Origin of the sequence: Shinella sp. WSD5-1, assembly GCF_963942435.1 — a bacterium.
Lineage (GTDB): Bacteria > Pseudomonadota > Alphaproteobacteria > Rhizobiales > Rhizobiaceae > Shinella > Shinella yambaruensis.
Genome location: NZ_OZ012599.1, coordinates 258,936 through 272,278, shown reverse-complemented (window position 1 = coordinate 272,278; position 13,343 = coordinate 258,936). Strand labels below are relative to the sequence as shown.

General features: G+C 66.3%; 12 protein-coding genes. 5 read left to right on the top strand and 7 right to left on the bottom strand.

Annotation, left to right across the window (positions count from 1 at the left end; genetic code table 11):
* Window positions 1-17: 17 nt before the first annotated feature.
* Both AABQ55_RS29990 and AABQ55_RS29985 read right to left on the bottom strand, forming a co-directional pair.
* Window positions 18-1,220, bottom strand: a complete 1,203-nt coding sequence (locus AABQ55_RS29990) for a 2-aminoethylphosphonate--pyruvate transaminase (protein ID WP_272808693.1) — start codon at window positions 1,218-1,220, stop codon at window positions 18-20.
* Window positions 1,221-1,323: 103 nt separating this feature from the next.
* Window positions 1,324-2,352: a hypothetical protein gene (locus AABQ55_RS29985; RefSeq protein WP_272808692.1), complete on the bottom strand. Its 1,029-nt coding sequence runs from the start codon at window positions 2,350-2,352 to the stop codon at window positions 1,324-1,326.
* A 114-nt stretch (window positions 2,353-2,466) separates the two neighbouring features.
* On the opposite strand from AABQ55_RS29985, the gene AABQ55_RS29980 reads away from it, so the two are divergent.
* Window positions 2,467-3,342, top strand: a complete 876-nt coding sequence (locus tag AABQ55_RS29980; protein WP_272808691.1) for a LysR substrate-binding domain-containing protein — start codon at window positions 2,467-2,469, stop codon at window positions 3,340-3,342.
* A gap of 10 nt (window positions 3,343-3,352) precedes the next feature.
* Here AABQ55_RS29980 and AABQ55_RS29975 read toward each other — a convergent pair whose 3' ends face one another.
* The 4 genes from AABQ55_RS29975 to AABQ55_RS29960 all read right to left on the bottom strand — a co-directional run bounded on the left by AABQ55_RS29975 (window position 3,353) and on the right by AABQ55_RS29960 (window position 7,006).
* A complete protein-coding gene (locus AABQ55_RS29975; RefSeq protein WP_244768854.1) occupies window positions 3,353-3,862 on the bottom strand; it encodes an NUDIX hydrolase in 510 nt (169 codons plus the stop codon).
* Window positions 3,863-3,936: 74 nt separating this feature from the next.
* Window positions 3,937-4,941 carry an ABC transporter substrate-binding protein gene (locus tag AABQ55_RS29970; protein ID WP_272808690.1) on the bottom strand — a complete coding sequence of 335 codons (1,005 nt, stop codon included), beginning with the start codon at window positions 4,939-4,941 and terminating at the stop codon, window positions 3,937-3,939.
* Window positions 4,938-6,326, bottom strand: coding sequence for a sensor histidine kinase (locus AABQ55_RS29965; protein WP_244768732.1), 1,389 nt, complete (start codon window positions 6,324-6,326; stop codon window positions 4,938-4,940). Before AABQ55_RS29965 ends, AABQ55_RS29970 begins: the two co-directional genes overlap by 4 nt.
* Window positions 6,326-7,006 carry a response regulator transcription factor gene (locus AABQ55_RS29960; RefSeq protein ID WP_244768731.1) on the bottom strand — a complete coding sequence of 227 codons (681 nt, stop codon included), beginning with the start codon at window positions 7,004-7,006 and terminating at the stop codon, window positions 6,326-6,328. The genes AABQ55_RS29965 and AABQ55_RS29960 overlap by 1 nt, the downstream gene beginning before the upstream one ends.
* A 99-nt stretch (window positions 7,007-7,105) precedes the next feature.
* Between AABQ55_RS29960 and phnD the strand changes: the two genes are divergently transcribed.
* The 4 genes from phnD to AABQ55_RS29940 are packed head-to-tail and all read left to right on the top strand — an operon-like array spanning window position 7,106 to window position 12,228.
* Window positions 7,106-8,068 carry a phosphate/phosphite/phosphonate ABC transporter substrate-binding protein gene (gene phnD / locus AABQ55_RS29955; RefSeq protein WP_272808689.1) on the top strand — a complete coding sequence of 321 codons (963 nt, stop codon included), beginning with the start codon at window positions 7,106-7,108 and terminating at the stop codon, window positions 8,066-8,068.
* A 41-nt stretch (window positions 8,069-8,109) separates the two neighbouring features.
* Complete coding sequence (locus tag AABQ55_RS29950; RefSeq protein ID WP_443021251.1) at window positions 8,110-9,954, top strand: ABC transporter permease; 1,845 nt, start codon at window positions 8,110-8,112, stop codon at window positions 9,952-9,954.
* Complete coding sequence (locus tag AABQ55_RS29945; RefSeq protein ID WP_272808688.1) at window positions 9,954-11,054, top strand: ABC transporter ATP-binding protein; 1,101 nt, start codon at window positions 9,954-9,956, stop codon at window positions 11,052-11,054. Before AABQ55_RS29950 ends, AABQ55_RS29945 begins: the two co-directional genes overlap by 1 nt.
* Before the next feature lie 34 nt (window positions 11,055-11,088).
* Entirely contained in the window at window positions 11,089-12,228 is a 1,140-nt protein-coding gene (locus tag AABQ55_RS29940; RefSeq protein WP_272808687.1) for an ABC transporter substrate-binding protein, read from the top strand.
* Between the two features lie 88 nt (window positions 12,229-12,316).
* Here AABQ55_RS29940 and AABQ55_RS29935 read toward each other — a convergent pair whose 3' ends face one another.
* Entirely contained in the window at window positions 12,317-13,195 is an 879-nt protein-coding gene (locus AABQ55_RS29935) for an alpha/beta hydrolase (protein WP_272808686.1), read from the bottom strand.
* Window positions 13,196-13,343: the final 148 nt, after the last annotated feature.

Here is a 13,343-nt window from a genome sequence, read left to right as displayed (position 1 = left end):
AAAAATTCCGTTCTCGGTTAGGCCGCAAGGCGGCTGCGTTCTTCAAGGGCGATGGCCGGCGGAGCGGCACTGTCGACGCCCATTTCGGCAAGGGAGGTGCGGGCGGCGTCCACCACGCGGCGCATGACATGCTCGTCCATGCGGCCGATGCAGCCGACGCGGAAACTGTCGACCACCGTCAGCTTGCCGGGATAGATGATGAAGCCCTTGTCCTTCATGAGATCGTAGAAGCGGTCGAAGGCGAAGGCCGGATGGGCCGGGCTGAAGAAGGTGACGATGATCGGCGATAGCCACTCGTCGGCGAGCAGCGTCTCGAAGCCGGCCTCGCGCATGCCCGCCACCATGACGTCGCGGTTGCGGGCGTAGCGCGCGCCGCGAGCGGCGACGCCGCCCTCTTCGCGATGGATGCGCAGTGCCTCCAGAAAGGCGGCGACGACATGGGTCGGCGGCGTGAAGCGCCATTGGCCGGTCTTGTTCATGTAGTCCCACTGGGCATGCATATCGAGGCTCAGCGAATGGCTGCGGCCTTTGGCGGCCTCCAGCTCGCTCTTGCGGGCGATGACGAAGCCGAAACCCGGCACGCCCTCGATGCATTTGTTGGCCGAGGAGACGATCGCCTCGTAGCGGAAATCGGAAATGCCCGCCGGGACCGCACCGAAGGCGCTCATGGAATCGACGAGCAGCTTGCGGCCGCGCGCATAAACGGTGTCGGAGATTTCCTTCAGCGGATTGAGGATGCCGGAGCTGGTCTCGCAATGGACGACGACGACATGGCTGATGGCGGGGTCGGCATCCAGCGCCGCTGCAACCTCGGCCCCGCGCGGCGGCATGTAGTCGCCCTTGTCGATCACCGCATGGTCGCGGCCGAGATAGGAGAGCGTCTGGGCGATGCGCTTGCCGTAGGCGCCGTTGCTCAGCACCAGCACCTTGCCGTCCTTCGGCACGAAGCTGGCGAGCATGGCCTCCACCGAGAACGAGCCGCTGCCCTGCATGGGCACGCAATCGAATTCGCCCGCCGTGTCGCCGGCGATCTTGAGCAGCTGGCGACGCAGGCCGGCCGTCATGGCGCGGAAATCACCGTCCCAGGAGCCCCAGTCCCGCAGCATGGCTTCCTTGACCGCATAGGCCGTCGTCAGCGGGCCGGGCGTCAGGAGATAGGGCTCGCCGAGCCGCGGCGTTTCCAGCGGCGCGATGGTTCTGTCAGAAGCGGTGTTGGGCATGGTCCGTCCTCGCGTTTGGCTTATCCGGACGTGACAATGCGGGGGAAACACATATCTGTAAAATCGTTCTTTTGTATCAACCCATCGACTGAATTTATAATTTTCAGACGGCCGGGAGCAGCCGGCTTTCCAGGAGCTCGCCGGTCTCGCGCAGGCGCGGATAGGCCATGGTCGTGACCAGAGAATTGACTTCCTTCAAGGCGCGCACGATCTCCAGATGCATGTCGCTGGACTGGATGCTGGCGGCGATGCCCTGGCGCAGCCGCTCCAGATGGCTCTTGCTGCTGTCCTCGACGAGACGGCGCACATGCTCCTTCTGCCGCACCATCTCGCGGGCGATGACCGGGTCCGGCGAGACGAGCAGATTGGCGGCAAGCCGGACATTGGAAAACACCGCGGCATGCAGCAGCGTCAGCTCGCGCCAACCCTCCTGCGAGAAGGCGCCCGCCCCGGCGAGGCGCTCCTCCGCCATCTGCAGCAGGCTCTTCGCCACCACGTCGCCGGCATATTCGAGGTGGATCGCCGCCTCGGTGAGTTCGATGCCGCGTGCGGACTGCTCCTCCGTCAGCACGCCGCGGTTGACGGCGGCGATATAGAGCTTGATCTCGCTGTGGGCGCGGTGGATGTCGCCGTCGATGTAGCGGAGCGCCTTCACAGCCTCGGGCGTCGGCGCCTCGATGACCGTCATCACCGGCTCAAGCATGCGGGTGATGAGGTTGCCTATGTGCAGCACCTCGCGCGCCGCGGCCGCCAGCGCCTGCGCCGGCTTGTCGATCAGCGCACGGTCGAGCGCGCTGGCATGGGCGGTGAGGTCGCCTTCCCGCGCCGCCTCGGGCGTCAGCAGCCGCACGAGGCGCGCCATCGGACCGCAGGTGACGAGGCCGACATCGAGCGCCAGCGCGCCGCTGATGGCGAAGCCGGCCGCGAGCATGGCGACCGCCGTGGAGCTCTGCAGGCCGATGGCGACGAGACAGCCATAGAGCGCGGCGCGGGGGCGGCTGCCGCCACCGCCGACGCTGCGTGCCACGAGATCGCCCGAGGCCGCCTCGACACCTGCTTTCACGAGGCTGACGGCATAGAGCAGAAGGACAGTGGCGGCGGCAAGTTCGAGGGCGACGGCCGGCAGGCTCATGGGCGTGCTCCGCGGGAGGATGGGAATCCGAAAACTATCCGCTGCAGCTTTACATAAATCAAATCGTTCGTATTAATGAAAGCATAGATATAATCTATTCATAGGGATCGCCGCATGCGCTATGTCCAGCTTCGCGCCTTCCATAATGTCGCCATCCATGGCGGCTTCTCGCGCGCGGCGGAGGCGCTGTTCCTGACCCAGCCGGCGGTGTCCGACCAGGTGCGCAAGCTGGAGGAGGAATACGACGTCCTGCTCTTCAACCGGAACAAGAAGCAGGTGACGCTGACCCAGGCCGGCCAGCACCTTCTGGAAATCACCCGGCGCATGTTCGACGTCGAGCAGCAGGCGCTGGACCTGCTGTCGGAATCCCGCGCTTTGCGGGCGGGCAAGCTGCGCATCGTTGCCGACGCCGCCCACCACCTCCTGCACATCCTCGCCGCCTTCCGCCGCGCCTATCCGACCGTGCAGGTGTCGATCGACGCCGGCAACACCGAGACGGTCATCACCAGCCTGCACGCCTACGAGGCGGATATCGGCGTGCTCGGCGAGGTGCCGCAATCCAGCGACTTCGAGATCCTGAAGCTCAACTCGACGCCGATCATCGCCTTTGCCAGCCGCGACTACCCCCTCGCCGGCCAGGCGACCGTCACATTCCCGGAACTGGCGACGCATCCCCTCGTCATGCGCGAGCGCGGCTCCAAGACCCGCCAGAAGCTGGAGGCCATGGCCGCCGAATGCGGCGTGCCGCTGACGCCGCTCATCGAAGCGGAAGGCCGCGAGGCGGTCCGCGAGATCGTGGCCGCCGGCGGCGGGGTCGGCTTCGTATCCTCGGCCGAGTTCGGCCAGGACAACCGGCTCGTGCCCATCTCCATCGACGCACCGGAAATGCTGATGGACGAGGCTCTCATCTGCCTGCGCGAGCGCGCCAACGGCAAGCTTGTCAACGCCTTCTTCGACATTGCGCGAAGGCTCGCGCCCGCCGCAGCATGATAGGGCGGCCTCAGCGGGGCTTGAACTCGACCAGCAGTGACTTGAGCTCGATCTCACGCACGCGCCGCGCCGCCTCATCCGGACTGACCCAGGCAAGCTGGCGCTCGCCCTTCTCCTTGAATTTCGTGGCAAGCTCGGTGGCTTCGATCTGGAAAACATCCACGATGCAGGGCGCCACGTCGCCATCGTCCAGCAGTTTCAGATAGGTGTAGCTGCCGACCGGCTTCTTGCGGACCTTCCCCCGAATGCCGGCCTCCTGGAAGGCTTCGATCGCGGCCGCCTCATAGGGCTTCCTGTCCTTCATCGGCCAGCCTTTCGGGATGATCCAGCGGCCGGTATCACGCGAGGTCACCACGAGGATCTCGATCCCGGCCCCATCCGGCGCGCTGCGGAAGCACAGGGCAGCATATTGCTGGCGAAACGCCCCCGAAAACAGCTTTTCGGGGGTAGCCGCCAGCTTCTGCAGAAGGGTCTTGGGCCTGCGGCTCTTCTGCGCCTTGGTCTTCTTGGTCGTTTTCAGGGTTCTTGCCGCCAAAGCATCGGAAAATGGGGCAAAACCTATGACGAGTTGCCCATCATGTCAAAGGCGCGCCCTCAGCCGACGACCATCTGGAACCAGGCATCGAGGAACCGGCTGCGCTTGATCATGTCGCGGAAGACCAAAAGCTCCGGCCCGAGCTCGATCTTCTGCAATCCCTCGAAACCCGACGGCTGCTGCGGGGGCACGAAGCCCGCTGCGGCAAGCGCCGCCTTGCCCTCCGGTGCCAGCAGCATGTGCAGCAGGATACGGGCCTCGCGCAGGTTCGCCGCCCCCTTCGGCATCAGCACCGTCCACGGCACGGCGAGCACGTAATCCTGCGGCACGAGGACTTCCATGCCCTGGGGCAGCTCGCCGCCGGCACGAAGCGCCGAGAGCGGCACGTTGTACGCAACGTCGAGATCGCCGGCCTGCAAGGCCTCCAGGAGATCGTCCGTCGTGTCGTAGATCCTTGCCTTCGCCCCGCCGAGCGCCCGGATCAGCCGCCAGTAGAGCGAGGTCCGGATCGAATCCTGCGAGGCCAGCAGGTAGCCGACATCGTCGATGCCGACATTGACGACGCCGACCCGGCGGGCGAAGCGGCCGGTATTCTGCTCGAGCATGCGCACCAGCTCGATGCGGGTGCGCGGCACGCGGTTCTCGAATGCCGCCTTGCGCACGACGATGACGGCAGGGTCGGACCAGAAGCCGAAGACCTCGTTGCGCCACTGCACGCCGGCCATCGCTCCGGCCGCCTCGTCAGATATGGCATACCCTTCATTGGCGATGGAGACGGCGACATCGGGCGAGGACAGGAAGGCGATGTCGAACGGCGCGTCGTGCGGGCGGCGGGCGGCGGCGGCGATCTGCGCGGAGGAAAGCCGGCTATAGACGAGCCGCGTGCCGGGCAGGTGCACCGAGAGCGAGACGATCAACGGTGCCATGCGCGCCTCGGAAACGACGCCCGCCAGCCGCAACGTCCGCTCCTGCGCTGCCGCAAAGCCCGGCATGACCAAGGCCATGAGGAGGAGAAGGGCGCCGGCGCCCCGCAGCCGAAGGAATTCAGGCAGAAACCGCATCATCCCGTCCTTTCCCGGACCACCGGCAGGACGACCTCGACGACGAGCCCGCCGCCCTCGCGGTCGGCCACCGTGATGGCGCCGCCGAAGGCGACGGCCACATCCTTCGCAATCGCCAGGCCGAGGCCCGAGCCGGCGGACCGGTGATCGGCGCGCACGAAGCGCTGAAACACCCGGCCCTTGGCGCTGTCCGGTATGCCCGGTCCCCGGTCCATGACCTGCAGCACGGCCTGTCCCTGCCGCTCGAAGAGCCGTACGAGCGTCGGTCCCGGCGCATGGATGAAGGCATTCTCGACGATGTTGCGGACCATTTCCCGCAAGACCACCGGTTCGGCCATGACATGCAGGGCGCTGCCCTCCATGTGAAGGGCAAGCGATTGCATCAGTCCGGCATAGGCGCTCTCCGCCCGAAGCATCTGCAGCGCGTCCTGCACCGATTGCCCGACATCGACGGCCTCGCGCTCCTGCGTTTCGAGGCGATGCAGCGTCGTCGCGTCGGAGAGCAGCTGGTTGGCCAGGAGGCCTGCCTCGCGCGCATTGTGATGGATGCGCGTCAGCCGCCGCTTCACCCGTTCGCCGGCGGCCTCTTCCAGCGCCACCTCGGCCTGCGCCTGGATGGCCGCGAGCGGGGTCCTCAGCTGGTGGGCCGCATCCGCCGTGACGCGCTTGACGCCGTCAAGCACCGAACCGAGCCGGTCCATGAAGTCGTTGAGCGCGGAAACAAGCGCCGAGACCTCGACCGGCACCTCGGTCTCGATGCGGCTGAGATCGGACGGGCGACGGCTCCGCAGATTGCTTTCGATGAGGCGCAGCGGCGAGAAGGCCGAGCGCACCGAGGCGAGGATGAGGCCGCAGGCAAGCAGCGCGATCGCCACTGCCGGCAGCATGCCGTTGAGCGTCAGCTGCCCCGCCAACTCCCGGCGGGCCTCCCGCGTTTCGGCCACCTGGATGCCAATCCAGCCGCCCGTTCCGGTGACCGTGTCGGCGCGGTAGCGCTGCACGGCGGCGATACGCACCGGTTCGCCGCGATAGACAGCGTCGTGCAGGTGCAGCGTCTCGTTCGCGCTCGCCGGTATGTCGAGGCCGAGCGTCGGCGAGCCGGTCACCAGGCTGCCATCCGGCGCCGTGATCCGGTAGAAAACCCGGTTGAGGCGGGACGTGCCGAGAATGGCGAAGGCCGAATAGGGAATGTCGACGGCGACGGCCCCCTCCTCGATGGCGACCGTATCGGCGATGGAGAGGGCCGAGGCCGTCAGCACCCGGTCGAATGCCTCGTCGGCGGCCCGGCGCGCATAGGCACGCACCGTCAGCGCCAGGACGCTGCCGATGACCAGGAAGAGGCAGGCGGTCGTGATCAGCAGCCGGCGCTCGATCGACAGTCGCGCCATCAGGTCACCGTGCCGGCCTTGCTGCGCAGCACATAGCCGGCGCCGCGATGGGTGACGATTTCCACATCGCCCGATTCCAGCTTCTTGCGGACGCGCGAGACCAGGAGCTCCACGGCATTGGGCGTTCCCACGTCGTCATGGCCGAAGAGCTTCACATAGAGCCGGTCCTTGCTCACCGTGCTGCCGGCATGGGCCGCGAGCATCTCCAGCACCTCGAACTCGCGGCGCCCCAGTTCGAGCGGCCGGCCGGCGATCTGCGCCGCCCGGGCGGACATGTCCACCTCGAGCGGACCGACCCGGATGAGCGACTTTGAAAGGCCCTGGTGCCGCCGCGTGACGGCCCGCAGCCGCGCTTCCAGCTCGCCGATATCAAACGGCTTGACGATATAGTCGTCGGCGCCGAGGTCGAGCAGGCTGATCTTGTCGTCCAGCTGGTTGCGGGCGGTTATGACGAGCACGGGCGTCGGGGAGTTGCGGCCGCGCATATGCGCCATCACGTCGAAGCCGCTGCGTCCCGGCAGGTTGATGTCGAGCACCACCACGTCGAATTCGCCGTGGATGGCGAGCTCCTCGCCGGATATGCCGTCTTCCGCCAGCGTGACATGGTGGCCGGCCCGCGAGAGCTTCGCGTCGATCGCCTCGGCGATGTCGATGGAATCTTCAATGACCAGGATGCGCATGATGCTGACAGGACTCTGACAGGAACTTTGAAGTATTCCCTCATCCTATAGCAAGGGCTTTGCCGAACGCGAGACGGTAAAACCCTTCGGGAGGATAAAATGAAACGCTACAGCGCCATTGCAGCCTGCATGATGCTGGTCGGCTTCCTGTCGGCCGGCAGCGTCACGGCCCGCGCAGATCCGTGCCGGCCGGGAACCGGCCTGGACGAAGCTTACTGCGACGCCGACGGTGACCTCGTGGCGGACCTGCCGTCGGATCCGGCCAAGTGGCGCAATCCCGATACGCTCGTCTGGGCCTTCGCCCCTATCGAGGATCCGGCGGTCTATGCGCAATTGTTCCGGCCGTTCACGCAGCACCTGTCGCAATGTCTCGACCGCCAGATCGTCTATTATCCGGTGCAGTCGAGCGCGGCGGAAATCAGCGCGATGCGCGCCGGGCGCCTGCATTTCGCCGGTTTTTCCACCGGCCCGACGGTTGAAGCCGTCAACAAGGCGGGGGCGGTGCCCTTTGCCGGCAAGGGCGAGAACGGCGCGTTGCGCGGCTATCATCTGGTCGCCATCGTGCGGGCGGATTCGCCCTACCAGACACTTGCGGACCTCAAGGGCAAGCGCGTTGCCCATGTCTCCGCGGCATCGAATTCCGGCAATCTCGCGCCCCGGGCGCTCTTTCCCGTCGAAGGCCTGGTTCCCGATACGGACTACAGGCCGATCCTCTCCGGCGCGCACGACAAGTCGGTGATGGGCGTGCTTTCCGGCGACTACGACATGGCGGCCGTCGCCTCCGACGTGCTCGAGCGGCTGGTGGAGCGCGGCGCGGTGGAGCGCAATGCCCTGCGGATCCTCTATCAGAGCCCACTGTTCCCGACATCGTCCTTCGCCCATGCCCACGACCTCGATCCCGCGCTGACGAAGAAGCTGACGGCCTGTTTCTTCGCCTTCCGCTTTCCGCCGGAGATGACGGCGGCCTTCAATGGCGACGAACAGTTCCTGCCGCTCCGCTACGACACGGCCTGGCAGGCGGTCCGCGACGTCGTCGCCGCGGTCGGCGCCTTACCGGACTGACACGCCCGAACCCCTTTCGTCCCGCACGCAAGAGTGAGCCCATGACCCTGCAAATCCCTTTGCCGGAGGACCGTTCGCGTCCCGAGCCGGCCTCACCCTGGAGACGCGTCTCCTACCTGATGCGCGTCAACAGCGCGGATCCGACGTTGCTGCTCGGCCTCGCCCTGCTCGCCGTCTTCGCCTATCTCATCCTCGCGCCCGTCCTGCTTCTGCTCGCGGACGCCGTCACGGTGCATTTCGCCGATACCGCGCGCACCAGGCAGGAGCTCGGCGCGTTCACGCTCTACTACCTCAACCGCGTCCTCCTCTCGCCTATCGCACGGGACCTCTTCTGGTGGCCGCTCGCCAATACGGCGATCATCTCCGCCGGCGCAATCGCCATCGCCTTCCTCGTCGGCGGCCCGATCGGCTGGCTGCTCGCCCGCACGGACCTCATCGGCAAGAAGTGGCTCTCGACGGCCCTGCTTGTCCCCTACATGCTGCCGTCCTGGACCTTCGCGCTCGCCTGGCTGACCCTCTTCAAGAACCGCACGACGGGCGGGCTTCCCGGCTGGATGGAGACCTTCGGCGTCACCCCGCCGGACTGGCTCGCCTATGGCGCCCTGCCGATCGCGCTCATCCTCGCCCTGCACTATGCGCCCTTTGTTATCCTCCTCTTCGGCAATGCGCTGAAGCAGTTCGACACGCAGCTGGAGGATTCCGCCCGCAGCCTCGGCGCCGGCCCGTTCGACGTGGCGCGCAAGATCATCCTGCCGCTGATGCTGCCCTCGCTCATTTCGGCCGCCACGTTGATCTTCGCCAAGTGCCTCGGCGATTTCGGCGTCGCCTATGTGCTCGGCGTGCCGGTGGGCTTCGACGTGCTGGCGACCTCGCTGTTCCGGGCGATCTCGACCAGCCAGGCCGGCGCCTCCGCCGTGCTTGCCGGCGTGATCGTGCTGCTCGGCACCTTCTCCATCCTCATCGACATGCGCCTCCTGAAGGAAGCAAAACGCTTCGTCACCATCGGTTCAAAGGGCGCGATGGTGCGCGCCACGCCGCTCGGCAAGTGGCAGACGCCCGCCTTTCTCTGGGCGCTTGCCGTCTTCATCTTCAGCGCCGGCATTCCGCTCGTCGCGCTGGCGCTGACCACGGTCATGCGCGTGCCGGGCGCCTTCAGCCTCGACAATTTCACGCTCGACTACTGGATCGGCACCGAGCTCGGCACGACCGCGCTGCGCCAGGGCATTCTCCTGACCGGCGAATTCTGGCTGGCACTGTGGAACACGGTGTGGATGGTGGGCCTTGCCGCCCTCGGTGCCGGCGTGCTCGGCCTGCTTGTCGGCTATGCCGTCGCGCGCTCGCCCGTCCGCTTCGTCTCCGTTGCGCTGCGGCAGGTCACCTTCCTGCCATATCTGGTGCCGGGCATCGCCTTTGCAGCCGCCTATCTCTCGATGTTCGCCGTTCCCCGTCCGCCGCTGCCCGCGCTCTACGGCACGCCGGTCATCCTCGTGCTCGCGATCCTCGCGGACCAGATGCCCTTCGCCTCGCGCGCCGGCATTGCCTCGATGATGCAGCTCGGCCGCGAGCCGGAAGAGGCCGGCCAGATCGTCGGCGCCGGCTGGCTGCGTCGCATGCGCTCCATCGTGCTGCCGATCCAGCGCGGCGCCCTCGTCTCGGCGATCCTCTTGCCCTTCATTTCCGGCATCAAGGGGCTCAGCCTCGTCGTCGTCCTTGCCGTTCCCGGCACGGACCTGCTCACCACCTACGCAATCCGCCTCGTCGACTACGGCTACAGCCAGGCTGCCAATGCGGTCGTCCTGATGCTCTGCGTCGTCGCCTTCACCGGCACGATGCTCGTCCAGAAGATCGGCCGGGCCAACCTCTCAGACGGCATGGGAAGCAAGTAATGTCCAGCATCACCTTGGAAAACATCCGCAAGACCTATGGCCGCGGCGGTCCTGCCGCCATCGGCAATCTCAGCATGGCAATCGGCAAGTCGGAATTCCTCTGCCTGCTCGGCCCTTCCGGCTGCGGCAAGACGACGACGCTGCGCATGATCGCCGGCCTCGAACACCCGACCGGCGGGCGCATCCTCGTCGACGGCAAGCCGATCGTCTCCGTCGCCGACGGCGTCTTCACCGTGCCGGAAAAGCGCAATATGGGCCTCGTCTTCCAGAACTACGCCCTCTGGCCGCACATGACGATCCGCGAGAACGTCGCCTTCGGCCTGAAGCTGCGCAAGACGCCCGCCGCCGAGCGCGACGCCACCGTCGAGCGGGTGATGACCAAACTCGGCATCGCCCGCTATGCCGCCCGCTACCCGGCGGAGCTTTCCGGCGGCCAGCAGCAACGCGTGGCGCTTGCCCGCATGCTGGCGCTGAACCCGTCCGTCATCCTGCTCGACGAGCCGCTTTCCAACCTCGACGCCAAGCTGCGGCTGGAAATGCGCGCGGAACTGAAGCGCATCCATGCGGAAGCCGGCTCCACCATCGTCTTCGTCACCCACGACCAATGGGAAGCGATGACGCTGGCGACGACCATCGCCGTGATGAGCGAGGGCGAATTGCAGCAGGTCGGCACGCCCGACGACATCTACGAGCGCCCCGCCAACCGCTTCGTCGCGGAATTCGTCGGCAGCCTGCCGATCAACATCGTCGAGCGGGGCGAAGCGCAATCCGGTCCGCTGCATGGCTGGGTCGATCGCCTTCTGGCGCATTTCGCGATCGACGGCACGCCGGTCGCCTCGGCCGGCATCCGGCCGGAGGCCGTGCGTCTTGCCGATCTCGACGAGGCGGCGGCCGCGCGCTGCGCCGCCGGCCGGGGAACCATCGTCGACATCGTGCCCACCGGCGGCAGCTGGATCGTCGAGCTCGACGTCGACGGCAGCCGCTTCTTCGCGATCGCGACCGAAAACCCGCGCAAGGCCGCGGGCGAGACCACCCATTTCTGGGTCGAAAGGCAGCATCTGCACCTTTTCGACCGGGACAGGAATCGCATCGCCCTGTGACGGGGCATGCGCCATCGAGGCAAAGGAGGAAATGATGCCTAAGACATTGATCTGCCTGTTCACGACCGCATCCGTCCTGGCCATGGGCCTGACAGGCGCCATGGCTCAGGAGGCCAAGGAGATCGGCATTCCCGACAGCGACTATTCGCTGGAGGCGCTGATCGAGGCAGCCAGGAAGGAAGAACCGATCACGGTCATCGACGCGACCGGCAAGATCGTCACCATGGCCGAGAACTTCTCGGCGAAGTACGGGCTGAAGGCGACCGGCGTGAAGATGAGCGGCCAGGACCAGGAACAGGTCATCGCCCGGGAAGCGGCCGCCGGCAATGTGCGCACCGACGTCTTCAACATGAGCAACCTGCCCTCGGTGACCAGCCAGATCCTGCCGCAGGGTTTCGGCATCTCCTGGCTCGCGCCCGACCTCAAGGACAAGATCCCGGCCGCCTACCAGAGCCCGGCGATCACCAGCAACAACCCTTGGGTCTTCGCCTACAATACCGACGTCAACGGCGAGACCTGCCCGGTCGACAATCTCTGGGCGCTGACCACCGAGGAATGGAAGGGCCGCGTCGCCATTCCCGATCCGCTGCTGCGCAACGAGACGATGTTCTGGTTCAACCAGCTCGCCACGCACGAGGACGCCGCGATGCGCGAGGCCTACAAGGCTCAGTTCGGCGAAGAGCTGACGACCGACGAGGCGAGCGCGACGGCCGAATGGGTCAAGCGTCTTGCCAAGAACCAGCCGAAGGTCACGCGCAGCGACACCGATGTCGGACCGATCGTCGGCGCGGAGGAGGAAAAGCCGCCGATCGGCTTCCTTTCCGCCGCCATCTTCCGCGACGCCAAGAAGGACGGCTACGGCATGGGCATCTGCAAGGAGATGAAGCCGTGGATCGGCCAGCTGACGCCGCGCGTCGCCGTCATCGCCGCCGGCACGAAGAGCCCGAACACCGCAAAGCTCTTCGCCCGCTTCATGATGACCGAGGAAGGCATGGCCCCGCAGCTCGGCGACGGCAAGATCTCGACCAACACGGAGGCCAAGATGCCCGAGAGCGAGGTCTCCGGCATCGCGAACCATGTCGACAAGCTCTACGTCAACCACTCCGAAACGAGCCAGGACGATTTCGCCAAGCTGCAGGACTGGCAGGATTTCTGGCTTCAGCACTCCCGTTGATCCCCGCCCCGCGCGCTCCGGCGCGCGGGGTCTTCCATCCCGGTCGCCGATTGCGCACCACGGCCGACGGGCGTTCTCCCGGTCGGACCTATTTCTCCTGCCGGAAGGCGATCTGGACGGCGCGGTTGAGCGCAACGGGCAGAACGGACATATGGTTCTCGCCGGCATATTCCTCGAAACGGGCAACACCCGCGAGGTCCGGGGACGCCTCCCAACGTTCCGCCATCGCCCGGGCAAGCTCCACCGTTCGGGTTTCGAGGGCACGGGCCTGTCTTTGCGCCTCGTCGGGCCGGCCCTTGTGGAAGGGCGCTATGCGCGTCTCGCTTTCGTATTGCCCCGCCGAAAGGTGCAGTTCGATGCCCGCAGGCACGTCGGAACGCTCCAGAAACGCCTGCTCCGTCGACAGAATGGCCGCATCCTCCCAGTAGATCGCCGGGCTTGCCGCGATCCAGCGCCGATAGGCGTGGGGCCTGGTAAACAGCGCATGGAGCACGAACAGCCCCCCGAAGGAGTGGCCGAAAAGCGCCTGGCGAGACCGGTCGATCGGCACCTGCCGTTCGACCCAGGGCTTCACCTCGTCCTCGATCGCAGAAAGAAAACCGTCGCCGCCACCGGTCTTGACGTCAGGCGTATCGGGAAAGAACGGCGGATAGGTCCGGCCGGGCGGCGGGCTGAGATCCCAGGAACGGCGGAAGGGATCATAGGCCTCATCGGAGGGGTAGCCGATCGCCACGATCACGCCATCGCAGATGTTCGTACCGCTCGGATAGGACATCTGCACCTTCTGCGCATCGACAGCCGTCGCAAAGCAGGCATTGCCGTCCGTCATGTAGAGAACGGGCCAACCTTGGGGCGGCGCGGGCCTTGGCGGGCGATAGAGGAAGATCCGGTGCGGCTGGTCGCCCGTGCCGAGCGTCATATCGGTGAACGTCGCGCCGGCGAGCGTGACGGGCGATGAATGGGACATGCTTTCTCCGGGCAGCCGAAGGGGACGACGTGAAACGCTGCCGTTACCGCATAAAGTTGACTGGAATTCCGCTGTTATATGATTCGCCACCGGGCAGACATGCGGACGAAGGCGCCTTGGAACTGAGGCAATCGGGCGGCACCACGCC

Bases quoted from the DNA above. Each gene is read 5' to 3' on its own strand.
- AABQ55_RS29970 (WP_272808690.1), bottom strand. From the start codon at position 4,941: ATGATGCGGTTTCTGCCTGAATTCCTTCGGCTGCGGGGCGCCGGCGCC.
- AABQ55_RS29990 (WP_272808693.1), bottom strand. From the start codon at position 1,220: ATGCCCAACACCGCTTCTGACAGAACCATCGCGCCGCTGGAAACGCCG.
- AABQ55_RS29950 (WP_443021251.1), top strand. From the start codon at position 8,110: ATGACCCTGCAAATCCCTTTGCCGGAGGACCGTTCGCGTCCCGAGCCG.
- AABQ55_RS29960 (WP_244768731.1), bottom strand. From the start codon at position 7,006: ATGCGCATCCTGGTCATTGAAGATTCCATCGACATCGCCGAGGCGATC.
- AABQ55_RS29935 (WP_272808686.1), bottom strand. From the start codon at position 13,195: ATGTCCCATTCATCGCCCGTCACGCTCGCCGGCGCGACGTTCACCGAT.
- AABQ55_RS29965 (WP_244768732.1), bottom strand. From the start codon at position 6,326: ATGGCGCGACTGTCGATCGAGCGCCGGCTGCTGATCACGACCGCCTGC.
- AABQ55_RS29985 (WP_272808692.1), bottom strand. From the start codon at position 2,352: ATGAGCCTGCCGGCCGTCGCCCTCGAACTTGCCGCCGCCACTGTCCTT.
- AABQ55_RS29945 (WP_272808688.1), top strand. From the start codon at position 9,954: ATGTCCAGCATCACCTTGGAAAACATCCGCAAGACCTATGGCCGCGGC.
- AABQ55_RS29940 (WP_272808687.1), top strand. From the start codon at position 11,089: ATGCCTAAGACATTGATCTGCCTGTTCACGACCGCATCCGTCCTGGCC.
- phnD (WP_272808689.1), top strand. From the start codon at position 7,106: ATGAAACGCTACAGCGCCATTGCAGCCTGCATGATGCTGGTCGGCTTC.
- AABQ55_RS29980 (WP_272808691.1), top strand. From the start codon at position 2,467: ATGCGCTATGTCCAGCTTCGCGCCTTCCATAATGTCGCCATCCATGGC.